Genomic DNA, 24676 nt, shown 5'->3' on the forward strand with positions numbered 1-24676 from the left:
GACACTGTTCACCATCCGTTCACATGCAGTGTTGCGAGATTGCCTGCGCTAAAGGCCACTGGCGCTAGCGGGCCCCGCGCGCCGGGCTAGCGGGCCCATCCGGGGCCCTGCCGTCGCCGGTGCCCGCGGGCGCCGGACAACCGCGCCGCGCCGTTCTCAAAGGGTGGACACCCTCCGCGTGCGCCGCGTAGTTTCAGACCAGAGCCAGCAGTCAAGCCCAAGGACGGTCATGGCAAATCTGAGGGAACTCGCCGAGTCCCACCTCGCCGCAGCGCGAACGGACAAGCATGGCCGCAGCGCCCTGCTCATCGCCAACGACGGCCCACTCCGGCAGACCGTGATCGCGCTCCGGGAAGGAATCGAACTGGCCGAGCACAATTCGCCGCCCGCCTCGAGCCTCCAGGTACTCGTGGGACGAGTTCGTGTGGTCGTCGACGATGAGCCGCACGGAGAATTCGGCGAGGGGGAATTGTGGATCCTCACCCATGAACGCCATTCGGTGCTCGCCCTCGCCGACAGCGTCTTCCTGCTCACCACGGTCACGAACCAGCAAGGCCAGGATTCATACACCTGATCCGGGCCCGCCAGCCGCCGGGCCCGCGCGGCATCGAGCCCATCCGCCGCCGGGCCCATCCGGTATCGAGCCCACCCGCCGCCGGGCCCGCGCGGCGCAAAAGCACTAGAAACCGGCAAACGCGATGGAAGCAGACCTGGCCATTCGGCTGGATCTATCGCGTTTGCAGCCGAACGGCTTGTTGACCCGCCCCGGACACCGCCGTCGCCTCCAGGCCTGGCGCGTCTAGTCCCGGCGCCTCCGCAGCATTGCGGGCCGCTCCGCCCAGGCCCGCGTGCACCACAACGCCCACACCACGAGCACCGGCTGGAACAGCAAGCGCAGCCCCCGCGCGAGATCGCTCTCCAGGCCGAAAGCATCCGTGCCCGTGACGAACTGCGAGATGTTCCCCGGGAAGATTGCCACGAAGAAGGCCGCGACCACCCAACCAACAAGCACCCGCCAGCGGCCCTGCCGCGCCAGCAGCAACGCGGCGCCCAGCGCGACCTCCACCACGCCCGACGCGATGACCACCAGATCGGCATCCATAGGCACCCACCCAGGCACCTGCGCCAGGAACTCCGACCGCGCCCACGTCAGATGCGAAATGCCCGCGAACAGCAGGAACAAGCCAAGAATCCAGCGACCAACCGTCCGCGCCCAACCACCCGCGCGCGCCCCGGAACGAACCCGACCATGATCATCAGTCATGGAGGTGAGAGTACGCGCGCCGGGGCAGCAGGGCGGGCGACACTGTTCCAGATGCCTCGCCACCGCCTGGCCGCCGTCGGCGCACCCCAGGCCCCAGGCGTATACATCTACCCCAATGGCATACTCCGAAAACTTTTGTGGCCAATTTCGTCAAATCGATAGCTATTCGGCACTAAGTTCGATCTACGTGACCCACATCACAGGAACCCCGCGCGCCAGGCCGGGGACCGCAACGATCACACGGACCGAAGAGCAGGAACCCCACGCATGCGAACCTCCGCTCGCCACACGCTCGCCGCGATTATCTTCGCGCTGCTCGCACTGCTAGTTGCCTCCCCCGCCGCCGCGGCACCGCTCTACCCACCCACCGATCCCGACCCCTTCTACGCCGCCCCCGCAGAGCTATCCCAGGCCGCGCCCGGCGATGTCCTGAAGATCCGACCGCGACCCATCCCGCCCGGCTTCACCGGCGTCGAGACCTGGCAGATCCAGTTCCGCTCCACCGACTCCGCGGGCGCACCGATCGCAGCGACCACAACATTGTTCCTGCCGCACAACCGCATCGACAACGGGCCACTGCTGTCCTTCCAGCACATCATCAACGCGCTGGGCCTGCAGTGCACGCCATCGCGCGCGCTCTACACCAACGACCCGCTCGACGTCATCCGGGAGGCCCCCGCCCTCAACGCTGCCTTCCAGCAAGGCTGGAGCGTCGCCGTCCCCGATCATCTCGGCCCCAAGAGCGCCTACGGCGCCGCGAGGCTCGGCGGCACCATCGCGCTCGACGGCATCCGTGCCGTCCAGCGCGCGACCCAGTTCCAGCTCGCCGAAAGCCCCGTCACCATGGCCGGGTACTCCGGAGGCGGAATGGCCACCGCCTTCGCCGCCGCCCTTGCCCCCAGCTACGCCCCGGAACTGGACATCATCGGGGCCGCAGCGGGCGGAGTACCCATGGACCTGCGCGACCTAGCCAACGCCCTCGGCGACGACCCGCACCCCGCGTTCGGCCTCGCGTTCGCCGCAGCCCTCGGCCTCGAGCGCGAGTACCCCGAGCGATTCCCCGTCTCCACCCAGCTCACCGCCAGCGGACGCGCATTGCAGCACCAGCTCAACGACGGCTGCACCAACGACATCCTCGGCGTCGGCATCAACCGCGGCATCCGCGACATCGCCGTCGACCCCGACCTCGTCGATTCCCCCGAGGCGATCGCGGTCATCGAGGAGAACAGCGTCAGCTCCTACCCCGGCGTCCCCACTGCACCCATGTTCATCTGGCACAGCAGCACCGACCTGCTCGTTCCCATCGATGCCGTTGACCGGACGGTCGCCCGCTACTGCGCCGCGGGAGCCACCGTCGCGCTGCACCGCGTCAACAGCCCCGACCACCTCACCGCGGCCCTCGAAGGCCTCCCCGCCGCCGTGGAATACCTCCGAGCCCGCTACCGCGGAGAACCAGCGCCGTCTACGTGCTAGAGCTGGGGCGTTGCTAAGTCGTTCCTACAGATGATCATTGTTGGGACTCGCCGCACCAACAGCGGCTCAACGCTAGATTATTCGTGTTCACAAGCTTGAACTCGATCGCAGCCTCGGCTGGCGGGATTCGATGAACCGGGGGGGGCTTTGTCTCAGCACAATCAGTGCCGGAATGCGTACCGGGCTGGCGCGGTCGTACTCGTCGCCGTCATGGCGGTCGCGGGTTGCGGCGGGGCGCCCGCGCCACAATCTGACCCAGTTGCGGATGCATTCTCGCAAGCCTCACCGATGCCAACGGCGGAGCCCGAGATCACTACTCGCGCAAGCATTGCCGAAGATGGCGCTACGGTCGGCGGAGAGTTCGGTGGAGTTGTTGTCACAGCTAGGGCGCCTGCTGGTGTCGCGACCAGCGGGACCGAACTTGCTATTGCGCCAGCGAGCAAGCGCCCACCGCTGCCGGCACAGGTGGCGGCCGCCCCCGGGGTGGAGATCACATTGGGAGATGGCCTGCAGCCCCGGCAGCCGATCGAGCTCGCGTTCGATCTGTCGGGCGCTCCGGATCTCGTGGCGCAGCTCAGCGAACCGCGGCGCCCACTCATCGCAGTGGACGATGCCAATGGCGAATCCGATCTGCTGCTGGCCTCCTGGGATCCGGACGCTCAGGTAGTAACGGCGACAACTCCACACTTGAGCAGGTTCACGCTGTTGGTGACGGATCCGGCGAGCGCACTGCGGGAAGGAATCGCGCGAGTCATCGCGGGAAACGATTCAGCAGAGCCTGAGTGCGCGTCCGGCGACAGCGCGATGGTCGGCGAGACAGACGTGACGTTGACTCCTGCGCAGCCCGGCATCGTTCCGGCCTGAATCGAGGCTTCATCTGATGCGGTAGCGATATCCTTCGATTCGGAATCCGAGCACTACTACACCGTGACCTCCGAGCCCGCAGGGAATTTCACCCCCCGAATGCCCGACAACAGCACCGATCTGATCGCAGTCGCCATCCAGGACGCGCGCGGGGATGCGACTCTGCCACCCAAGGGAATGGGCAGGCTCGACCTTCCTGCTTCCACGGTCTCGGGAGCCATCTATCTCACGATCGATCCGGTGGCGCTGCAGTTCGGCACCCTCCTCGCAGCGTTGGATATGTACGGGCTGCGCGGGTCCGCGATCGTTGATGCATTCAAGGATTTGTCCGCGTCGTACGACTGCGCGGGAACGGCGATTCGTTCTGTCGAGGAGCCAGACAAGGAGTCGGTGGACGAGTTCGTGGACGGCCTCGGTGATGTCGCGAACTGCGTCGCTGCCGCAGCAGGCAAGGTCATCGATGCCGACGGAAAGGTGGCCGCACACAAGATCGGCGTCGTCGCATCGTTGCTGACCACTCTGCCTGATCAGCTCAAGGCCAACCTCACCGGGGTATTCTCGCCTTTCTCGGGCAACAGGCGCCTGGTGTATACGATTGAGCCGAAAGTCGTGGAGCAGGTGGCTCCCGAACCCACTGCGGCACCCGAAGCCAGCCCGAGCAGGGTCATCGACCGGATCGACATCGATACCTGGGGCTACGACCGAGTCGGCGAGCACACCTACATCGCGGCCAACAACAACACCAAGAAGCTCGTCATCTACTGGAAATCCTTTGCTGGCGACGAGCAGATCCGGGGCGAGTGCACCTCGAGCGTCACCCTGGTGGGCGCGGGAAGGATGCTCGAGGAGCACGAGTCCAGGTGCGATTCCTACAATCCGGGCACGACTCTCAGGGTCACGGCGCCGGGGACCTACACCGCGACGGTAACGGTGCGCCAGGAAGGGCAGTCGGCTCTCTCCCGGCAGGTGATCGTGACGGTTCTTCCCTTCGGTTCCTAGGCTTCGACGCCTCGTGCGCCCGACCGCAACCGGGGGCTTGCGATCCCACTCCCGCAAACACTTGATTGATTCCAGAAAGTGGTTCACACTTGGGGTGTGAGCACGCGACCGGATTTCGAGCGCTTGTTGCGCGGGGCGGCCCTCCGCGTCACGGCGCCGCGCCTCGCAGTGCTGACGGCGGTGCATGATCACCCGCATTCGGATACCGATTCCATCATCAGCGCGGTTCGCCAGAATCACGGTGCCGTGTCCCACCAGGCCGTGTATGACGTGCTGCGGGCCCTGACATCCGCTGGGTTGCTGCGGCGCATCCAGCCGACGGGGTCGGTGGCGCGGTACGAGACGCGGGTTGGCGACAACCATCATCACCTGGTGTGCCGGAGCTGCGGCGTCATCGCTGATGTTGATTGCGCCACCGGTTCCGCACCGTGCATGACCGCGTCGGATGATCATGGTTTCGAGATCGATGAGACCGAGGTCATCTTCTGGGGCTTGTGCCCCACCTGCTTGGCTTCAGCCCAATCCGAGCAAATCCCTTGACCACTGGAAGGACAAGCCGTGCCTGATCGCCCTGACGGTTTTGATGAGATCAACGACCCCCAGGAGGGGCAGTGCCCGTTCGGGGGCACCAATCCGAAGCACCCTACGGCGGGCGGAGGCAATCGTGATTGGTGGCCGAACCAGCTGAACCTGAAGATCCTCCGCAAGAACACTCCCGCGTCGAACCCGATGGGCGAGGATTTCGATTACGCCGCGGAGTTCAAGACGCTCGACCTCGCCGCGGTGAAGAAGGATATCGCGTCGGTGCTGACCAATTCGCAGGATTGGTGGCCGGCTGATTTCGGGCATTATGGCCCGTTGATGATCCGCATGGCGTGGCACAGCGCGGGCACATACCGCATCAGCGATGGTCGTGGCGGGGCCGGCGGCGGGCAGCAGCGGTTCGCGCCGCTGAACAGCTGGCCCGACAATGGCAACCTCGACAAGGCGCGGCGCCTGCTGTGGCCGGTGAAGCAGAAGTATGGGCGCAAGCTGTCGTGGGCGGACCTGATCGTCCTCACCGGCAACGTGGCTCTGGAGACGATGGGCTTCGATACGTTCGGCTTCGCGGGTGGCCGCGTGGACGAGTGGGAGTCCGATGAGGATGTGTACTGGGGCCCCGAGTCCGAGTGGCTCGATGACAAGCGCTACACGGGCGAGCGCGACCTGGAGGATCCCCTCGCTGCCGTGCAGATGGGCTTGATCTATGTCAACCCGGAGGGCCCGAACGGCAATCCTGATCCGCTGGCCGCTGCGGTCGATATCCGCGAGACCTTTGGTCGCATGGCGATGAACGATGAGGAGACTGTCGCGCTCATCGCGGGCGGGCACACGTTCGGCAAGACCCACGGCGCGGGCGCCCCCGAGCTGGTGGGCCCCGAGCCGGAGGGTGCTCCCATCAATGAGATGGGCCTGGGCTGGCGCAACGCGCACGGCACCGGCAAGGGCAACGATGCCATCACGAGTGGTCTCGAGGGCATCTGGACCAATACCCCCACCAAGTGGGACAACACCTTCTTCGACATCCTCTTCGGCTTCGAGTGGGAGAAGTTCAAGAGCCCGGGCGGGGCGTGGCAGTGGAAGCCGAAGGACGGCGCGGGGGCGAACACGGTGCCCGATCCGCATGATCCGTCGGCCAAGCGCGAGCCCGTCATGCTCACGACGGACCTGTCGCTGCGGTTCGACCCGGTCTATGCGCCGATCTCGAAGCGGTTCCATGAGAACCCTGACGAGTTCGCGGACGCCTTCGCGCGCGCCTGGTTCAAGCTCACCCACCGTGACATGGGTCCCAAGGTCCGCTACCTCGGTCCCGAGGTTCCCGAGGAAGATCTGATCTGGCAGGACCCGGTGCCGCCGGTGACGCACAAGCTGATCGATGCGAAGGACATCGCGTCGCTGAAGAAGCAGATCCTCGGCTCCGACCTCACCGTCGCGGAGCTGGTCTCCACTGCCTGGGCGTCGGCGTCGACATTCCGTGGCGGCGACAAGCGCGGCGGCGCCAACGGTGCTCGCATCCGCCTCGAGCCGCAGCGTGGCTGGGAGGTCAACGAGCCCGAGAAGCTCGCCAAGGTCCTCAGCACGCTCGGCGGTGTCCAGCAGGACTTCAACAACGCCCAGAAGCGGGGCAAGGAAGTCTCGCTTGCCGACCTGATCGTCCTCGGCGGATGCGCCGCGGTGGAGAAGGCAGCCAAGGATGCTGGCCATGACGTCGAGGTGCCGTTCGCCCCTGGGCGCACCGACGCGACCGAGGAGCAGACCGATGCGGATTCGTTCGCGCCGCTCGAGCCGACCGCTGATGGCTTCCGCAACTACATGCGCGACGGCCACCGGCTGCCCGCCGAGTACCTGCTCCTCGATCGGGCCAATCTGCTCACCCTCACTGCCCCCGAGCTGACGGTCCTGATCGGTGGCCTGCGCGTGCTTGGCGCGAACTACCAGCAGTCGCCGCTCGGTGTGCTCACCAGCACCCCGGAGAAGCTCACCAACGACTTCTTCGTCAACCTGCTCGACATGGGCATCGAGTGGAAGGCCACCAGCGAGGACGCGACCACGTTCAACGGCATCGATCGTGCAACCGGCTCCACCAAGTGGACCGGCAGCCGGGCAGACCTCGTGTTCGGCTCCAACTCCGAGCTGCGTGCCGTCGCCGAGGTGTATGCCTGCGACGATGCGCGTGACAAGTTCGTCCGTGACTTCGTCGCCGCGTGGGACAAGGTCATGAACCTCGACCGGTACGAGCTCGTCTGATCCAGTTCGCAGAACCCGCGAGTGTGCAAGAACCGTCAGCAATAAGCGCTGAAGCTGTCGTTCTTCGCACACTCGCGGTCCGCGCGCACGGAGTCCCCTCTTCCCAGTACCCTGGCAGCATGGGCTTCTACGGTGACACGATCCTGCCCCGCATCATCAATGTCGCGTGCGGCACGGCGCTGACCAAGCCGCAGCGCGAGCAAGCCTGTGCCGGGCTCACCGGTGAGGTGGTGGAGATCGGATTCGGCTCCGGCCTCAACATCCCGTTCTATCCCCCATCGGTGTCCCGCGTGATGGCCATCGAGCCCGCCGACACCGCGTGGCACATCGCCCGCAAGCGCGTCGAGCAATCCAGCGTCCCCGTCGAGCGTCACGGTCTCGACGGGCAATCGCTCCCCCTCGATGACGCGAGCTGCGACAGCGCGCTCTCCACCTGGACGCTCTGCACCATCCCCGACGTCACCGCCGCCCTGCACGAGGTGCGCCGCGTCCTCAAGCCTGGTGGCACCTTCCACTTCGTCGAGCATGGCCTCGCCCCCGACGCCAAGGTGCAGGCCTGGCAGCATCGACTCAATCCCCTCCAGCAGAAGCTCTTCGGTGGTTGCAACCTCGATCGGCCCATCGCCCAGCTCATCGAGGACGCTGGATTCACCATCAGCACCATCGATGAGTTCTATGAGAAGGGCTCGCCCAAGTTCCTCGGCGCGCTCTCGCTAGGCGTTGCCACCCGCGCCTGACCACCCGGAGGGCCCCGGCCGGAGCCGCGCGCCGGTGGCCCTGGAACCGCAAACGCGATAGAAACCGCCAAACGCGATAGATCGCCACCTGGGATCTTCGGCTCTTCTATCGCGTTTGCATGGTTGTAGTCCAGTCGACGGTCCTCACCCGAGAGGTTGCGCACGCATCACGGGTTCCGCCGCCCGCGAGGCGTCGAGGGGCACATCGCACGACAGGATCGCGTCGCCGAGCCCGAGCACGCCGCCAGCGAGCACGCCCGCGCGAATGCCGCCCCGGCCCACGAGTGCCTTGCGCATGCCAGGCGCGATCATCGTGTCCATCCAGGCGCACGGATGAGCGGGCCGCCCACCGCGGAACACGACGCTGCCGGCACCGGTCGACAGGGTGAAATCCTCGCCCCGCAATCGATCCAGCTCCACGCCGCGCACGACGATGTTGCGACGCGCTAGCTCGACCGCGGCGGTCGCACCGGCCTGGAGGCATGCGTCATCCCAGGCCTCGGCCGCGAGGAACGTGACGGCGGCCTCGGTGTGCGCGCGGACGTTGAAGAAGCGATCCCCGCGGATGCCCTTGCCCGCGACGCATTCGATGCGGGCGGGCAGCTCGGTGGGCACCTCGGCGGGGCCATCCTTGGGCCGACCGAAGTAGGCGTGCGCGGGCGAGACGAGGAACTGCACGATGCGGATCGGATGGTCGGCCATGGGAGCTCCTCGCGATGCCGGGGCCCGTACTGACGAGCATCCCACCGCGCAGCGCGCCCCGGCAAGCAGCCTCGGAGCTGTCACGCGACGGTGCTAGCGTGGCGATGCCCGCTCTACGCCGAAGGAGACGCATGGCCCACCCCGCCGCTTCCGATCCGGGCGACCTCGTTGCCGCGGTGCTGGCGATCGCCCGCGAGGCCGGGGACAGCATCCTCGACGTCTACCGTGCTGGCTTCGATGTCGATCTCAAGGCCGATGGGTCACCGCTCACCGCCGCTGACCTCGCCTCGCACCACTGCCTCTCCGGCGGCCTGCGCGGGCTCGATGCCAGGGTTCCTGTGCTCTCCGAGGAGGATGGGCTGCCTGCGTTCGCGGTGCGGCAGCAATGGTCGCGGTACTGGTTGATCGACCCGCTGGACGGCACGAAGGAGTTCGTGCAGCGCAATGGCGACTTCACGGTCAACGTCGCCCTGATCGAGATGGGCGCGCCCGTCCTGGGGGTCGTGCATGCGCCAGTCCGCGGCACATCCTGGTTCGCCGCTGCGGGCGCGGGCGCCTGGAAGCAGCAGGTCCACGAGGATCCCGTTCCCATCGCGACCGCGCCGATGAGTGGACGGCCTGCTGGCGCGGCCATGCGCATCGTCGCGAGCCGCAACCACCGGGGTGCCGCCGTCGATGCGTTGCTCGAGCGTCTGCCGCATGCCACGAGCCTCAGCGTCGGTAGCTCGCTCAAGCTCTGCATGGTCGCCGAGGGCGCCGCGGACCTCTACCCGCGGCTCGGGCCCACGTCCGAGTGGGATACTGCGGCCGGGCAGTGCGTCGTCGAGCAGGCCGGCGGCGCGGTCACCACAGTCGACCTCGAGCCGCTGCGCTACAACACCAAGGACGGCATTCTCAATCCGCATTTTGTTGTCGTTGGCGACATGAGCTTCGACTGGGGGCAGTACCTGCCGGGAGCGGAGTGACCGCTGGCCACGCTGATCGGCGGGCAACAGCGGACCGGATGGGGCCGATTCACAGGCGGCGATCGGATGAGCGAGCAGGCCGAGGAAGCAGTGATGGTTGATGGTGTCCTCGCCGCGGGTGGGTGCTGGGTTCCTAGCGAGCACGATCGCTATTGTGATGGGGCCGTGGTTGATGTTGTGTCGGGAAGGTGCGCGCGATGAATGCGTCGAAGGTTGCCGAGCTCGCTGATCTCGCACCAGGAGCACCGGCGTACGCGCTGGTCGCGAACGTTGATCTCGTGGTGATCCGCCACCCCGACGGTGACGATGTCTCGGTGATGCACGGGCGTTGCCAGCATCGCGGTGCGCTGCTGTCGGATGGCTCGGTGCGCGGCGGCCGGCTGGTGTGCGGGCTGCACGGCTCGACCTATGACGCCCGGACCGGGATCAACATTCACTTCAAGGGAGCGGACCTCGCTCGATTCGCCAGCTGGATCGATGACGGCGCGGTGTGGGTGGACGAGGCCGAGGTCGCTGAGTGGGAGGCCCGCAACCCGCAGAAGTTCCGGCGCCACAGCTACCAGGGCCTTTACGCCGACTTCAAGGGCACGCCCGATGAGCCCCGCAATGGGGCGATCCAGCAGCTCGCCGCGCACGGGCTGGAGCGCACCGGGCACCATGGCCAGGTCGAAGCCATGGGAGTTCCTGGCCACACGCTGCCCGCCTGGGATGACCTACAGGTCGTGACCGCGCAGCTCGCCATCGCTCCCCTGCTCGATGACGCTCCCGTGGGCACGGAGGTGACCATAGGGCCAGCGGCGGCGAGGCCGTTGCGGCTCGGCATCCCGATCCTGGTGTCGGACATGAGCTTCGGAGCGCTGTCGGAGGAAGCGAAGACATCGATGGCGCGGGGCGCGGAGCACGCGGGCACGGGGATCTGCTCCGGCGAGGGCGGGATGCTGGCGGAGGAGCAGCAGGCCAATGGCCGTTACTTGTACGAGCTCGCCTCGGGGCGCGTCGGGTACTCGATGGACAAGGTTGCCCGGTGCCAGGCGTTTCACTTCAAGCTCGGCCAGGCCGCGAAAACGGGTACGGGCGGGCACCTGCCCGGCCACAAGGTGAGTGGAAAGATCGCGGAGGTCCGGGGGCTCGCCGAGGGAGAGCCCGCAGTATCGCCCGCGCGGTTTCCCGACCTGACGACGATCGCGGACTTCCAGCAGGTCGCCAGCGAGGTGCGCCATGCCACCGGCGGCATCCCGATCGGGGTGAAGCTCTCGGCCCAGCACATCGAGCGCGATCTCGATGCGGCGGTCGAGATCGGCGTGGACTACGTCATCCTTGATGGCCGCGGCGGGGGCACGGGCGCGGCGCCGCTGCTGTTCCGCGACAATATCTCCGTCCCCACGATCCCGGCGCTGGCTCGTGCGCGCCGTCACCTCGACCGTATCGGCGCGGACGACGTCTCGCTGATCATCACTGGCGGACTGCGGACTCCCGCGGACTTCCTCAAGGCGCTCGCGCTCGGCGCGGACGCGGTGGCGATCGCGAACTCGGCGATGCAGGCGATCGGCTGCCTCGGCATGCGCGCCTGCCACACCAACAATTGCCCGGTGGGCATCGCCACCCAGGATCCGCGCTTGCGGTCCCGGCTGCCGGTCGACGAGGCCGCGCAGCGCCTCGCCCGGTTCCTCGCCGCTTCGGTGGAGCTCATGCAGGTGATGGCACGTGCTTGCGGGCACGATCATCTCAGCAAGCTCGAGCCTGATGATCTTGTCGCGTGGAAGCGCGACATCGCCGATCTTGCCGGTGTCACCTACGGGGGCGCCGGATAATCCACGAGGTGCCGGATAATGCCGCATAAAGGACATCCATGGGGGAACTTTTCGCGGGTCCGCGGCAACCTAGGGGCAGAGGCAGATCGCGTCAGCTAGCTCCACCCACGGGGCGAACGGTCCGCCCGAGGGCCACGAGCCCGCCCCGCCCCAGGAAGGAACCCCATGGCCCCCACCAGCGATCCGCTCGCCGAGCGCCTCGGCATCGATACCGCACCGATCCCCGAGCTGGCCGACGCCGCGTGGTCGCGGATGCTCCAGCTCGCCACCTGCGGCCAGGATTCGGATCCCGCCACCGGAATGTGAGATAGAGCACTTCGTACGAGTGTGACATTTCGCGGTCACAGGGCGATTAAACCCCTGCACCGGGGGGTGCAGCCACGGCCAGGCAGCAGCCTGGTGACTCGAACGCATCCTGGGGGGGATCGTGACAGACAGGGAACTGATCGACCGTGCGCGCCGGGGGGACCAGCGCGCGTTCGCCGAGCTAGTCAGCCAGTACCGGAGCAGGCTGTGGTCGGTCTGCTATCGCATCACCAACGATCGCCAAGACGCCGAGGACGCCCTGCAGAACGCACTGACCGCGGCCTGGCAGAACCTGCACAAGTACCGGGGCGAAGCGTCCTTCGGGACCTGGGCGTATGTGATCGCCGCCAACTCGTCGAAGATGATCGTGCGCGCCCGCCGGGACCTCGCCATCGACCTGCACTCGCTCGACCTCGCTGACGAGCAGGCTGATCATGCCGAGCGGACCGCCGACAGGGACGCGATCAACGCGGCTCTCGCCACGCTCTCCGATGACTTCCGGGCCGTGCTGGTGCTGCGCGAGTACACCGCGATGCCCTACAACGAGCTCGCCGCGCACCTGGGGATCCCTGTGCAAACGGTGCGCTCCCGGCTGAGCCGGGCCCGTGCCCAGCTCGCCCGGGCGCTCGCGCAGACCTACGAGCTCGCCGGTGCCGCCTAGCCCGGCACGCGGTCCGCAGTGGAAGATTTTCCCGGCCTGGGCGGGAAAAGTCTCCACTGCGCGGTGATGCGCCAGCGCGCTTTCACGCCAGCGCGCATTCAGGCCAGCGCGCGTGCATGTCCACCCCGATGGCGCGCGCGGCACCCCGATCGGGCATGCTGGCAGGCATGACCGCTGAGCCCAGTAACGCAGTCCCTTCTCCTCGAGGCCGCGCTGCGGCATTACGGCTCGCGGTGCTGCTCGCTGGCGCCGGCGTGGTGCATTTCGTGGCTCCGCAGTTCTTCGATCGGATCGTGCCGCGCTTCCTCCCCGGCGAGCCGCGCTTGTACACGCAGGCCTCCGGGGTGGCGGAGCTGGGCATAGCGGGCCTGCTGGCGGTACCGCGGTCGCAGCGAATCGGAGCGACCCTCGCCGCGCTGCTGTTCGTGGCGGTGTTCCCGGCGAACGTGCAGATGACGGTCGACTGGTTGCGGTCGAGCCGGTTGTCGCCGTGGATGAAGGCGGGCGCGATCGCCCGGCTGCCGTTGCAGGTCCCTCTGGTCACCGAGGCGTTGAAGGCACGCGCATAGACCCTGGCCGAGGCCGCCTCTCGTTACCGTTCAAGGGCCTTGGGCGAAAATGCGACCATAGTCACATCGCCGGTCCGGGCGGGCTGGCCCGACATGCGGTTTGCGCTGGAAAAAGCTCGCCGATCGCGCCGCGAATGGCGCGGTGGCCGGCTGGGCGAGCGGCGCTGCGGGGGTTGACAGGACTGACCGCGCACGAGCTCCAGTGAAATCGCAGTTCATAGCAGCAAACCCTGGATCCCGCCCGCTAGCTGCCGCTTGCAGGAGCAAGCAGTGTGGCCAATGACACAGCAGGCCGCGCAAAAGCCCAGCTCTAGACGCTGCCGTGTCCATTTCGTAATCTTCTTGTGACCGAACGGAGCGGCGGTCACCCGATCACCACACGGGACAGATCAGTCGCCGACCATCCAAAGACAACGGGTGCCAGATTCACTGCCCGTTGCCCGTGCCTGGCCGCGGCAATCCAACCCCAAGGAGATTCACCTCATGGCTTCCACCACCCTGAAGCGTTCCGCACGTACCGCCATCGTCGCCGGAATGCTCTCCGCCACGGCGGTCGTCCCCGCGATGCAAGCGGCGGCCGACACGATCACGGTGCCCGGGATCGGCGCCATCGAGGTCCCCGCTACCGCCGGACCCGCCATCGATATCGCCGCCCCCGCGGGCAACATCACCGACATCGCGGCCCCCGCCGTCTCGCAGGGCCAGGCCGTCGCCGACGCCGCCCTCACCAAGGTCGGCTCGCCCTACGTGTATGGCGCCTCCGGCCCGAACGCCTTCGACTGCTCCGGGCTCGTCCAGTGGGCCCACGGCCAGGTTGGCAAGCAGGTCCCCCGCACCAGCCAGAGCCAGGCCGCGGGCGGCGCTCCCGTCAGCATCAACAACCTGCAGGCCGGCGACGTCGTCCTCATGTACGGCGGCGCATCGCACGCCGGGATCTACATCGGCAACGGGCAGGTCGTCCACGCGCTCAACTCGTCCTCGCCCGTGAAGGTCGACAACCTCGCGGACTTCCCGTTCCACAGCGCGCGCCGCTACTGAGCAGCACCTCCACCAGCCTGACCTGAGCAGAAGAGCCCGGACAATGATGTCCGGGCTCTTCCTCGTGCGCGGGCTATCCCTCGTCGGCATCCGGCCCGGCGTCCTTGCGCCGCCAGCGCAGGAAGCCCCGCAAGCGCCCGGGCGAGGCGGTGACGAGCTCGGCGGTATTGCGCACCGAATCCTGCGCCGCATCCACCGCCGCATTGATCGCTGTGGTCACTACGGTTCCGGTGATGACGCTGCGAACGGCCAGCGTCGCCGCCGGGCGAGCGCTCGCCTGCACCACATCGACCACGGCGCGGGTGATCGCCGCGTGCAGGATGCGCTCCGCGTCGTCGGCATTGCCACCTTCCCAGGTCACGATGTCGCGCGTCGCGCTCACCGCCGCTCCGGTCAACGCGACCGGGGTGTTCACGATCACCTCGCCCAGCAGCGTCTTGATGATCTCGCCGCGCGCTTGCTCCGCCGCGGCCCGCACCACGGGCCCCACCACTCCCGCGGCCGCGCCCCGGGCCGCGAGCTGCACCGCCTTGATCACGAACTTCTGCGCCGTCCCCGACAAGGGGTTGTTGAACGCCAGGTTCACCGCGCGCGCCATCACGGCATCGTCAGCGTCCGTCGGGGTGAGGCTGGAGAGAGTGCCAGCGCCCTGCAGGATGGTGCTGCGCACGACATCGACCGCGGTATCCACCGAGAGCTCGATCAGCATCGGGATCGCCACATCGACCGTCGCATCGAGGGCGGCATCGACCACTACGCTCAGCGCCGCGCTGGTCGTATCGTTGACCAGCGCCGCCCCCAGCGTTTCCTTCGCTGCGGTCTCGAGCCGCCGCGTCACGGGTGACGACGCGGCCAGCGACCCCACGTTGCCCACGGCCCAGCCAATGGGGCTCGCCGATGCGAGCCAGGCGACCTTCGTTCCAGCCCTGCCCACCGGGCTCGCGACCGTGATCGCCGAGGCCCGCAGCGCGGGCGCCAGCACGGGGCTATCGATGACCATCCCGGCGACTTCCTCGGCGACCTTGCCGACGGAGTCGCCGACCGCCGCCGCTGCAGCGTTCTCCGCCGCCGCCCGGGTCTTGCCGAGCGCGCTCGTGATGGCGCTGTTGATCGCCTCGCTGCCGGCCCCGAGCATCGACGTTGCCGCTATGAGCGGCTGCTTCCGCTCGATATCCGGATTCTCCAGCGCCTGCTTGGCCGCCTCGGCCGCGAGCTGCTCCGGGGTTGCCTTGCGCCGCCACCGCTCCGACACGTTCACCACACGACCTCCGATGCGTGTTGCCGCCGACACCGCATCATAGGCACGGCACGCGCGCCGGGCCGGCCCGAACGGCGGGACCGGCGCTCGCTCGCGAGCATTCGCTCTCCCGCTGGAATTCGGTACCACGGGAGTGATGGGGGCTATATGCCGCGACCAAGTGTTGTGGATAGGCTGTTGCGGATAGGTTTAGTGCCACGAGCGTGGCATCACGGCAAAGGAGCCGAACAAGTGGTCAGCATTGCATCGAGGACCGGACACCAGAACGTCGCCATGCTCGGCATCGGCGCGTACCGGCCCAGGCGGTTGGTGAGCAACGACGAGGTGTGCGAGGTCCTTGATTCCTCGGACGAGTGGATCTACGACCGCAGCGGCATCCGGAACCGTCGTTGGGTGAGCGATGACGAGGATGGCAAGTTCCTGTCGATCACGGCGGCGGAGCGGGCGATCGCCAATAGTGGCGTGGAGCGGTCCGAGATCGGTGCGCTCATCCTCGCGACCAGCACCTGGCCCAACCAGGTGCCCCACGGTGCTCCCGAGGTCGCCTACGAGCTCGGCCTCAACGGGATCGCCGCGTTCGACCTTACCGCCGGATGCAGCGGCTTCGGCTACGGCCTCGCGATCGCCGCGGACCTGATCCGCGCGGGAACCTCGAAGTATGTCGTGGTCATCGGCATGGAGACCATGTCCAAGGGCCTAGACCTCACTGATCGCAGCACTGGCTTCATCTTCGGCGACGGCGCCGGGGCGGTCGTGGTGGGGCCCAGCGAGGAGAACGGCGTCTCCCCCACGGTGTGGGGCAGCGATGGCGAGAACTCGTCGGCGATCTCGCAGAACTACGCGCTCGACGAGTACATGGATCGTGCCAACAACCTGCAGGGCACTGATCCTGCCGTGGAGCAGGTCGGACGAATGACGATCAACATGGAGGGCCCGCGCGTCTTCCGCTGGGCAGCGATCACCTTGCCCAAGGCGCTATCGCGCACCCTCGAGGAGTCGGGCATGTCCGCCGACGACATCGATGTGTTCATCCCGCACCAGGCCAATTCTCGCATCAACGACCTGATGAAGAAGAACCTCGGGCTGCGCGACGACGTTCCCGTTGCCAACGACATCGAGAACACGGGCAACACCTCCGCGGCCTCGATCCCGCTGGCGATCGAGGAGATGCTCGTCACGGGCAAGGCCAAGGGCGGCCAGATCGCCCTGCTCCTTGGGTTCGGCGCGGGGCTGTCCTACGCGGGGCAGGTTGTCACGCTGCCGCCGGCGCCGAGGATCCCGAGTTTCTAGCGGTAGTACGGGTTGCCCTGGGCGACGGAAGCGGCGGCAGTCAGCAGCGCGGTGGGCTGGTTGATCACGCGGGCGCGGGCCGCGCGAAGGCCGTGGACGAGCTCGGGCTCGTAGCGGGCCCGGTAGGCACCGATGGCGCCGCGCTCGATGCGGTCGTAGAGGATGGCGAGCTCGGTCACCACAGCGTGATACTCGCGGACAGCATCGGCAGCCTCGCGGCCGTGGCGCTGCCGCACTGCCGCGCGCCAGTTCTGGCGCCCGACGAGGCACGCGAGGTGGGGCGTCTCGTCGGGCGTGATGAGGTTGGCCGCGACCATCGCGGGAAGCTGCTGGGCAACGACGCGCTGCAGGCGGCGGCGCTGCCAGATCACCAGCACGATGGTGGCGACGAGCGCGGGCAGCATGATGAAGATGTAGACGAGCATGAATCCGTAGCCGCCGAGCAGCAGGGTGGAGCCGTTCCACAGGGCGTGCAGCAGCATCGCGGCGAGCAATCCAATGACGGGAGCGGCGTACTTGACCTCGCTGCGGGCGCTCTGCACCGCCAGCCCCAGTCCGATGCCCAGCATGATGGTGAACAGCGGGTGCGCGAACGGGCTGATCACGCAGCGCAGCACAAAGGTCAGGATGCCACCTTCGATCCCTTCGGTGCTGAGCGCTCCGGAGAGGTAGAAGATGTTCTCGGTGAATGCGAATCCGACACCGACCAGACCCGCATACACGATGCCGTCGACGATGCCGTCGATCTCGCGGCGCCGGAAGGTGAATAGCCACACCAGGAACAGGCCCTTGCAGATCTCCTCGGTGATGGGCGCGGTGACGGCAAGGCTGAACGCGTAGGCGCCGAGATCACTGAGGATCGCCGCCCAGGTGATGCTAAGGACCGTGCCGGAGACAAGGGCGATGAGCACGGCCATGCTCGAGCCCCACATGAACGCGGCGAGCAGCATGCGGCCGGGCTCGGGCTCCCATCGGTCCACCCAGAGGAACAGCGCGGCGAGCGGGATGACCGGCACGAACGCGAGGATCGCGGAGCCCAGGCTGGCCGCACCACCGGCTTGAAGCATGGTGAGCCCGAGGAGCAGCATGGCGATGATCGTCATGATGACAATCACGGCGATGGGGACCAGCGCACGCCTGTTGTGCTCGACGGCCCACGGCAGGTGCGGCCCGGGCCCTGGCGCTTGTGGTGTTGTCATCGTTCCCCCATCGTGTCGGCGGCGCGTTCGCCAGCGCGGATCAGGCTTCCTGATGCTATCGCTACAGCTAGGCTGGCTCCCATGCGGCGATGGCAGCGATGGCGGACAGGCGTGGTGGTAGCGGGCGCGGGGCTGGCCGCGGTGCTGCTCCCCGCGATGGCGGGGGCACAGCCGCTCGCTACTGGATCGGCCGAGGGCACCGACAGGCTCGACCCGCTGCTCGCGCTGGCCTACACGGTGGCCGTGGCCGATGCCCGGGCCGAGGGGGTCGTCATCTCGGTGACCTCGGGCGCCCGATCCGCGGAGCAGCAGCAAGCATTGTGGGAGCAGGGCCTGGCAACCTACGGCAGCCCCGATGAGGCGCGGCGATGGGTGCTTCCGCCTGATGAGTCCACGCATGTCACCGGTGACGCGGTGGATGTCGGCCCGCGGGATGGCGCGGCATGGTTGCAGCGCAATGGCTTCCGCTATGGGTTGTGCCAATCGTTCGTCAATGAGTGGTGGCACTTCGAGCTCGCCACGTTCCCGGGCACGCCGTGCCCGCGACCGCTGCCGGACGCGAGCTGGCGCTAGAGCAGCAGTGAATGCCTGACCCGGGGCGCGCTGGCATAATTGATCATGCAACCCGAAACCTACGGAGAGGCAGCGCGATGACAGAGCGCGGCACGGACCAGTCCTCGAGCACCAATGCCCCGGCCAATCCTCCCAAGGGGATCATCGCGGGCAAGAACATCGCCTACATCCTGATCGCGCTCGCCATCATCGCGGTGCCAGGCGCCCTGGCAGCTGCTGCTGGCGGGATGACGGGCGTGGCCATTGCCCTGGGCGTGATCGCCGTGCTGCTGCTCCTGGTCGGGATCGTGCTGTGGCGGCGCTCGGCCGTGGTGCTGAGCGAGGCACTGCCTGATACCAACGATCGGCAGCGGTCCTCCGAGGGGCGTGGCCCGCTCGGCGACTAGTCGGCATCCTGGTAGCCGGTCACTCGATGATCCGCAGGTCGCGGTAGTCGAACGCGGGGCTGACCACGCACGTGACGAGGGTGTCCTCGGTGGCGTGGGCGGACTGGCGCGCGCCCGCGGGCACGAGCACCTGCGGGCTCGCGTCGCGATGGAGCCGGTGGCTGGTCCCCTCGATGGCTAGGCTGACCGCCCCCGGTCCATGCCAGAGCCACAGCTCCTCGGACGCCACGATGTGCTCACGCGTGCCATGCCCCGCGGGGATGTGGAAAAGGATCGCCGAGGCAAGATCCCGATCGCCGCGCTCGGTGCGGGCCTGCCCGGTGCTCGTCCAGGTGCGCCGGTACCAGCCGCCCTCCGGGTGCGGGGCAAGCTCATGCTGCTCGGCGAGGGCAGGGCGCTGCTCGAACCCTCGATAGGTGCCATCGATGTCCCGGCGGGCATGCAGCACGCGTCGTGCGGCCATGACGTCGAGCGGCCCGTAGATGTGCGGGAACAGCACGTCGGCAGGAACCCCCGGCGGTGGCGCGGGGTCCGCAGCCTCCCAGCGCACGGGCTGGCCGATCCGCTCGGGGTCGAGCTCGAGCGCTACCACCTCGCCGGTCCACTCCCGGTAGAAGGCATTGGCCACAGCGACGAGGGTCTCCACCGAGCCGGTGCAGTGGATGAAGCCTTCCGACTCAAGGGACGGCGGCCGCAGCAGCGTGCCCGCGGGAGGAATATCGGCGCGCTGGATCAGGTGGTACATGCAACCCATTCAACCGGGCATTGCCGGTCCTGCCAATATCGTGTCCCGCAGGATCCTCGCCTCGGGGACAACGCCGCGCATCGCTGATGATCTGGTTTAGTATCAACCTGTCGACTTGTGCCCCGAACCGAGGACTACCATGCCGCCGAGAACCTCCGGGACCCGAACGGCGCTGATCTCCTGCGCGATGGCCGTCGCGCTCGCAGCAGGCAGCACGATGATGCTAGGAGCCGTGCCAGCCAGGGCGGACGCGCGCGTCAGCGCGGCGGATCTCGGATTCGGCGAGGGCATCTCGTTCTTCAGCGATCGCGATGCTGCCGAGCGCACGATCCCGGTGCCCGACGGCATGCGACCAGAGTTCCTCGAGGCGCGAGCAACCATCCCGCCTGACGCCGCGCGCGCCGTCATCGAGGTCCACCACCAGGACAGGATGATCAATCGCACCGAATTCACGCCAGCGGTCCTCGCGGAGTCCCCGGTCATTCGATTGCCACTCGCCGGAGTGGAGGTCATCGATGGCTCGACGACGGTGGAACTGGTCTCGACCGCGATCCCCGAGCGGCTCGATTGCTTCACCTACTGGGACCGCCCGACGATCGCGCTGCAGGACATCAGCGTCCAGTTCGCCGGGGAAGAATCCCCTCCTGAAACGATCTCCGGATTCCTGCCCCCCGTGCTCGATCGCGCAGTGCTGGCCCTGCCGCCGGATCCCACCATTGCCGAGATCGCGGCCGCGACGGAGCTCTCCCTGGCGCTCGCGCACCGCTACCAAGCCCAGGGGACCCGCGTGGAGATCGAGGAGCTGCCCGCGCGCGGGGCAGGCACCGACCTCGACAATGCCTTTCTCGCACGGCGCTTCGTCCTCGAGGAAGCACCGCAGAGCACGATCGTGCTCCAGAACGCCCCCGGCCGGATGCCCACCCTGCGCATGACCGGCAGTGGCCCCGGCCTTGAGACCCAGGCACGTGTCCTCACCAGCACCATCGCCGAGTTCCTCGTCGCGCCCGCCGCGCAGGCATCCGGAGAGATCCCGCACCCTCTAATAGCACCCGAGGCGATGGACTTCCCCGCGCTCGGCCTCGGGGCGCCCCGCGCCACCGCGGTAGGCCGGGTGCGGCTCCCTCTGTTCCTCGACCAGACCCGCATGGGCGGGCCCATCTCGAGCGGGACGCTGCGGCTGCTCGGCACCTACACCCCCCTGTCCGCCTTCCAGGGCGGCCAGATCACCGTGACATCGGGCGACGCGATCCTCGACCATTGGCCCATGGATGAGTCCGGGTCGTTCGACCGGAACATCGAGCTCGGCGGTCCCTCGCTCGATAGGTATGTTCCACTCACCGTCACCGCGGAGATTTCTGGCGCGAGCCTCGAGTGCGGGCTCGAGCAGCCTGTCACGCTGGCGATCGACCCCCGCTCCTCGATGAGCATCACTAGGCCCGACCCGATCGAGCCGACCTTCGCATCCTTGCCGCAGGGCCTGCTGCCGACAACCCATGCCGGACTCGCGACCTTCGATCTCGCGCACGCGCGCAGGCTCATCAGCATCGCCACTGGCCTTCAATCCCTCTCGGCTACTCCTCTGAGCCTGCGAGTAGGCACCATCGAGAAGGCAATGAGCACGAGCGGGCCGCGCCTCGTGATCGGCGCGAGCGATACGGGCCTGCCCCTGCGCAGATCCGGCACCGCCCTGATCGCGGCCGGGCCCGCGGGCCCCGAGGCACGGATCGAGCTCGTTCCCGCCCAGCGCTACGGGTCACTCCAGGTCGCCCTCGACGATGGCCACCTCACGCTGGCGACCGATGGCGACGATGAGGCTATCGATGGCATCGTTGCCTGGCTCGAGAGCGATCCGAACAGATGGTTCGACCTTACCGGGAACGTGCTGGCCGCCGTTGGCGACGACGAGCCACGGTCGCTGTCCATCGGGCTCGAGGAACGACCCGGCGAGAGCGATGGCCTACTTGGTGGCAACGGCCTGCTCCTCGTGCTCGCCGGCATCGGCGCGGCCACGATCGGGCTCCTCGCGGCCCTCGGCCTGCTGGTTCGTCGTCGTTCGCGCCGGTAGGCCTTGATGAGCGTGGAATCCCGGCGGGCAGCACGATCATTGGCGATCATCGCTGCCGCGTTGCTCGCGTTCTGGCCGACCTGGAAGTACATCGTCTCCGCCACCTGGACCGGCGGCGACGTCGGCTACTACCCACTCTTCATCCTCCTCGTGGTCCTCGCGGCGATCGGGATGGCACGGCAGCCCCGCCACACCCTGCCGATCAGTGACCGGCAGGCCAACGCCATCGCCGGCACCCTGGGGATCGCGGTGGCCGCGCTGATCAAGCTGCTCGTGGTCCCCCGCTACGCGGAGCAGTACGCGCTGCTGCAGATCGATCTGCTAGCAGCGCTGGTCTTCGTGCTCTCGGCCACCGTGCTGCTGTTCGGGCTGCGCCAGGTCGGCACGTACTGGCCCTTGTGGCTCGTCCTGATCATCGGCGGGCCCCTGGCCTACCGGTTGCTCGTAAGCCTGCTGGGTGGCGATGCCCGCGCCGCGGGAACAGCCAGCATCCTCGTCTGTTCCTCAGCGATCGCGCTCGGGCTGGGCCACCGGGCCCGAGATCGCGTCGCGATCTATGGGCTGGCTGTCGTGCTGGGCAGCGCTTCGCTCGCCGTGTTGCTCGAGCTCGCTCCTGGGCTCGGGCTCGTCCAGTTCCAGCGGCTTCCCGTCGTGGTCGGCGGTCTCGCGACATGGCTCATCGTTCGCATCCGGCGCCGCGGAGCGATCGCTCGCGCGCCATCGCCGTCCGCGCCGAGCGGTGGGGAATCGTCCTGGCGCTCGGTCACTACGCTTGGTCTTGCTGCCGGGCTCGTCGCCGTGATTCCCTTGCCGGCCTCCGTGCAAGAGGCGGTAGGACGGGGCCCGGATCGCGCTGCTCGCATCACACAGACCGTCCCCGCTGGGTGGGGCGAGGAATCACGCGTGGAGTACACCTGGGTGCGCCGGTACTTCGGCCCCGAGGCAACCTTGGGGAGGCAGCTGCTCCGCGCGGCGCCGGGAAACGCCGAGATCGCGAGCCTGGGCCTGGGCGCGCCCAGCTCTGGCACGATCGCGGCTTTGCTCGACGCGGAAATGTCCGGCAAGGAGGCGCCGACGCCTCGCGTGGCCGTCGATACCTTCTCCCTCCCCAACCGGGTCCAGCTCGACATCTATCCGGTGAGCACGCTTTATGATCTTGGCGGGACCCGCCGCAGCAATCCCGTGATGGTCGATCTGGGACACGGGGTGGCAGGCATGCTGTACACGGTGATCGATGAGCAGCAATACCTCACCCAGACCCGTCTCGTCTTCTCCTGGCAGCGCGGCGAATCGGTACAGCGCGTCGTGCTGACCACCCAGGACAACAGGGAGGCAGGCGCGCGAGTCCCGGAGCCGCAGCCCTCGATGGCGTCGAACCTGACGGTCTTGCTCGAGATCTTCTTCCGCGGCAACGACGCGCTGACGGACTCCGAGCCCGCGCTCAAGGATGCCCGCCTCATCACGACCTTCGCCCGGCAACTCGTCGCGGCGCAGTTCCAAGGCCACTGAGCAGCGAGGCGAGAACCATGTCCCCTGGCCCCGAGCTTCCCATCGACCCCGAGCTCGCCCTGGATGAGGCCATCAACGGACTTGCCTGGCGTGATCCGATGGCGTCCGCCTCGCGCGCGTTCGTGCCGTGGCAGCGCAATACGCTCATCCTCTCAGGCCTCGCGGCGATGGCATTCATCGCTGCCTGGCCGCTGCCCGCGCTCACCGTCATCATGGCCGTGCTCACCACTGCGTATGTCGTGACGATCTCTGACCGGGTGCTGTTGTTCGCCAGGGGCTTGCGGGGGGAGGCGATCGTTCGCGTCACCGATGAGGAGGCCCTCGCGCTGACCGACGAGGAACTGCCCCGCTACACGATCCTCGTGCCCGCCTACAAGGAGCCAGAGGTCGTTGCTCTACTGATCGGAGCCGTCGGCGGCCTCGACTACCCGTCGGCCAAGCTGCAGGTGCTCCTGCTGCTCGAGGCAGACGATCATGGCACGATCGACGCGGCGCACCGCGCGAACCTCGAGAGCACGGTGACGATCATCGAGGTGCCCCCGGCCGAGCCCCGCACCAAGCCGAAGGCATGCAACTACGGCCTGCACTTCGCGACGGGCGAGATCGTCACCATCTACGATGCCGAGGACCACCCGGAACCGCTGCAGCTGCGCCGCGCCGTGGCCGCTTTTCGCCGCCTCGGCGACAACGTCGCCTGCATCCAGGCCAAGCTCAGCTTCCACAATGGCAAGCAGAACCTGCTCACGGGATGGTTCACGGCGGAGTATGGCCTGTGGTTCAGCTTCATCCTCCCTGGGCTGATGAGCAGTCGTTCCCCGATCCCGCTCGGGGGCACCTCCAATCACCTGAAGCGTCGCGTGCTCGAGCACATCGGAGCCTGGGACGCCTTCAACGTCACCGAGGACGCGGACCTCGGCGTCCGCATCGAGACGGCTGGCTATCACACCGCCGTCCTCGAATCGACCACCATGGAGGAGGCCAACAGCGACCCCATCAACTGGATCCGCCAGCGCTCGCGCTGGTACAAGGGCTACCTGCAGACCTGGCTGGTCCACACGCGCAGGCCTGTGGCTCTCTACAGGCAGCTCGGGCTGGTCTCGACGTTCCGGATGACCGTGCTGCTCGCCGGCACGCCGTTGATCGCCATCCTCAATACCGTCTTCTGGATGATGACGCTGACGTGGTTCCTGGGCCAGCCGACCGCGCTGGGCGAGCTCTTTCCGGCACCCATCTACTACCCGGCGATCGCCTGCCTCGTCCTGGGCAACGCCGCCACCTTGTTCATGGGACTGATCAGCATCAGGGAGAACGGCCAGCAGGAATTGCTGGTCCCCGTGCTGACCGTGCCGCTGTACTGGGTGATGATGAGCGTGGCAGCGATCAAGGGTGGCTGGCAGTTGCTGCGCAACCCCTCGTTCTGGGAAAAGACCGCGCATGGCCTGCCTGGCGCCGGGGCATCGACGTGAGGCGCCACA

General features: G+C 67.6%; 24 protein-coding genes. 19 read left to right on the top strand and 5 right to left on the bottom strand.

The features are described from left to right. Positions 1-229 precede the first annotated feature (229 nt). Entirely contained in the window at positions 230-574 is a 345-nt protein-coding gene (locus tag HT102_RS01280; RefSeq protein ID WP_192037597.1) for a cupin domain-containing protein, read from the top strand. Between the two features lie 225 nt (positions 575-799). Here HT102_RS01280 and HT102_RS01285 read toward each other — a convergent pair whose 3' ends face one another. After that, the gene (locus HT102_RS01285) at positions 800-1264 is read right to left on the bottom strand and encodes a DoxX family protein (RefSeq protein WP_192037598.1); all 465 of its coding nucleotides are present in this window, start codon (positions 1262-1264) and stop codon (positions 800-802) included. Positions 1265-1531: 267 nt separating this feature from the next. On the opposite strand from HT102_RS01285, the gene HT102_RS01290 reads away from it, so the two are divergent. From HT102_RS01290 to HT102_RS01315, 6 genes are all read left to right on the top strand, one after another. Beyond that, a complete protein-coding gene (locus HT102_RS01290; protein ID WP_192037599.1) occupies positions 1532-2737 on the top strand; it encodes a lipase family protein in 1206 nt (401 codons plus the stop codon). A gap of 465 nt (positions 2738-3202) precedes the next feature. Beyond that, positions 3203-3601 (top strand): hypothetical protein, encoded by a 399-nt coding sequence (locus tag HT102_RS01295; RefSeq protein WP_192037600.1) that lies wholly within the window; start codon positions 3203-3205, stop codon positions 3599-3601. Positions 3602-3664: 63 nt separating this feature from the next. Next, positions 3665-4600, top strand: a complete 936-nt coding sequence (locus HT102_RS01300) for a PKD domain-containing protein (RefSeq protein ID WP_192037601.1) — start codon at positions 3665-3667, stop codon at positions 4598-4600. 96 nt (positions 4601-4696) lie between these two features. After that, on the top strand, positions 4697-5140 hold the full coding sequence (locus HT102_RS01305) for a Fur family transcriptional regulator (protein WP_192037602.1): 444 nt from the start codon (positions 4697-4699) through the stop codon (positions 5138-5140). Positions 5141-5158: 18 nt separating this feature from the next. Beyond that, positions 5159-7387: a catalase/peroxidase HPI gene (gene katG / locus HT102_RS01310; protein ID WP_408611286.1), complete on the top strand. Its 2229-nt coding sequence runs from the start codon at positions 5159-5161 to the stop codon at positions 7385-7387. A gap of 119 nt (positions 7388-7506) precedes the next feature. Next, positions 7507-8124, top strand: coding sequence for a class I SAM-dependent methyltransferase (locus tag HT102_RS01315; protein WP_192037603.1), 618 nt, complete (start codon positions 7507-7509; stop codon positions 8122-8124). A gap of 144 nt (positions 8125-8268) precedes the next feature. Here HT102_RS01315 and HT102_RS01320 read toward each other — a convergent pair whose 3' ends face one another. Next, complete coding sequence (locus HT102_RS01320; protein WP_192037604.1) at positions 8269-8826, bottom strand: MOSC domain-containing protein; 558 nt, start codon at positions 8824-8826, stop codon at positions 8269-8271. 131 nt (positions 8827-8957) lie between these two features. Between HT102_RS01320 and cysQ the strand changes: the two genes are divergently transcribed. The 6 genes from cysQ (at position 8958) to HT102_RS01350 (ending at position 14176) form a co-directional block, all read left to right on the top strand. Beyond that, positions 8958-9791, top strand: a complete 834-nt coding sequence (gene cysQ / locus HT102_RS01325) for a 3'(2'),5'-bisphosphate nucleotidase CysQ (protein WP_192037605.1) — start codon at positions 8958-8960, stop codon at positions 9789-9791. A 197-nt stretch (positions 9792-9988) separates the two neighbouring features. Further along, a complete protein-coding gene (locus HT102_RS01330; RefSeq protein WP_192037606.1) occupies positions 9989-11602 on the top strand; it encodes a glutamate synthase-related protein in 1614 nt (537 codons plus the stop codon). Between the two features lie 165 nt (positions 11603-11767). Then, complete coding sequence (locus HT102_RS01335; protein WP_192037607.1) at positions 11768-11908, top strand: hypothetical protein; 141 nt, start codon at positions 11768-11770, stop codon at positions 11906-11908. 121 nt (positions 11909-12029) lie between these two features. Beyond that, the gene (locus HT102_RS01340) at positions 12030-12569 is read left to right on the top strand and encodes an RNA polymerase sigma factor (RefSeq protein ID WP_192037608.1); all 540 of its coding nucleotides are present in this window, start codon (positions 12030-12032) and stop codon (positions 12567-12569) included. A 167-nt stretch (positions 12570-12736) separates the two neighbouring features. After that, positions 12737-13138 (top strand): DoxX family protein, encoded by a 402-nt coding sequence (locus tag HT102_RS01345; RefSeq protein WP_192037609.1) that lies wholly within the window; start codon positions 12737-12739, stop codon positions 13136-13138. A gap of 483 nt (positions 13139-13621) precedes the next feature. Continuing rightward, positions 13622-14176, top strand: coding sequence for a C40 family peptidase (locus tag HT102_RS01350; RefSeq protein WP_192037610.1), 555 nt, complete (start codon positions 13622-13624; stop codon positions 14174-14176). Between the two features lie 73 nt (positions 14177-14249). Here the strand turns inward: HT102_RS01350 and HT102_RS01355 are convergent, their stop codons facing one another. Continuing rightward, positions 14250-15434: a hypothetical protein gene (locus HT102_RS01355; protein WP_192037611.1), complete on the bottom strand. Its 1185-nt coding sequence runs from the start codon at positions 15432-15434 to the stop codon at positions 14250-14252. Between the two features lie 231 nt (positions 15435-15665). Between HT102_RS01355 and HT102_RS01360 the strand changes: the two genes are divergently transcribed. After that, positions 15666-16724: a beta-ketoacyl-ACP synthase III gene (locus tag HT102_RS01360; protein WP_192037612.1), complete on the top strand. Its 1059-nt coding sequence runs from the start codon at positions 15666-15668 to the stop codon at positions 16722-16724. On the opposite strand, the gene HT102_RS01365 is transcribed toward HT102_RS01360, so the two are convergent. Continuing rightward, a complete protein-coding gene (locus tag HT102_RS01365) occupies positions 16721-17923 on the bottom strand; it encodes a PrsW family intramembrane metalloprotease (protein WP_225443049.1) in 1203 nt (400 codons plus the stop codon). The two genes, HT102_RS01360 and HT102_RS01365, sit on opposite strands and share 4 nt — an antisense overlap. Positions 17924-18004: 81 nt before the next feature. Between HT102_RS01365 and HT102_RS01370 the strand changes: the two genes are divergently transcribed. Both HT102_RS01370 and HT102_RS01375 read left to right on the top strand, forming a co-directional pair. Next, positions 18005-18496 (top strand): M15 family metallopeptidase, encoded by a 492-nt coding sequence (locus HT102_RS01370; protein WP_192037613.1) that lies wholly within the window; start codon positions 18005-18007, stop codon positions 18494-18496. Positions 18497-18573: 77 nt separating this feature from the next. Then, entirely contained in the window at positions 18574-18882 is a 309-nt protein-coding gene (locus tag HT102_RS01375; protein WP_192037614.1) for a hypothetical protein, read from the top strand. Positions 18883-18901: 19 nt separating this feature from the next. On the opposite strand, the gene HT102_RS01380 is transcribed toward HT102_RS01375, so the two are convergent. Beyond that, positions 18902-19627 (bottom strand): cupin domain-containing protein, encoded by a 726-nt coding sequence (locus HT102_RS01380; RefSeq protein ID WP_192037615.1) that lies wholly within the window; start codon positions 19625-19627, stop codon positions 18902-18904. Between the two features lie 232 nt (positions 19628-19859). On the opposite strand from HT102_RS01380, the gene HT102_RS01385 reads away from it, so the two are divergent. The 3 genes from HT102_RS01385 to HT102_RS01395 are packed head-to-tail and all read left to right on the top strand — an operon-like array spanning position 19860 to position 24667. Further along, the gene (locus tag HT102_RS01385) at positions 19860-21692 is read left to right on the top strand and encodes a hypothetical protein (RefSeq protein WP_192037616.1); all 1833 of its coding nucleotides are present in this window, start codon (positions 19860-19862) and stop codon (positions 21690-21692) included. 6 nt (positions 21693-21698) lie between these two features. Further along, positions 21699-23201 carry a hypothetical protein gene (locus HT102_RS01390; RefSeq protein ID WP_192037617.1) on the top strand — a complete coding sequence of 501 codons (1503 nt, stop codon included), beginning with the start codon at positions 21699-21701 and terminating at the stop codon, positions 23199-23201. 17 nt (positions 23202-23218) lie between these two features. Then, positions 23219-24667 carry a glycosyltransferase gene (locus HT102_RS01395; protein ID WP_192037618.1) on the top strand — a complete coding sequence of 483 codons (1449 nt, stop codon included), beginning with the start codon at positions 23219-23221 and terminating at the stop codon, positions 24665-24667. Positions 24668-24676 lie beyond the last annotated feature (9 nt).

The sequence above is a fragment of the Lolliginicoccus lacisalsi genome (genome assembly GCF_014841105.1).
In the GTDB taxonomy this organism is placed as follows: Bacteria; Actinomycetota; Actinomycetes; order Mycobacteriales; family Mycobacteriaceae; genus Lolliginicoccus; species Lolliginicoccus lacisalsi.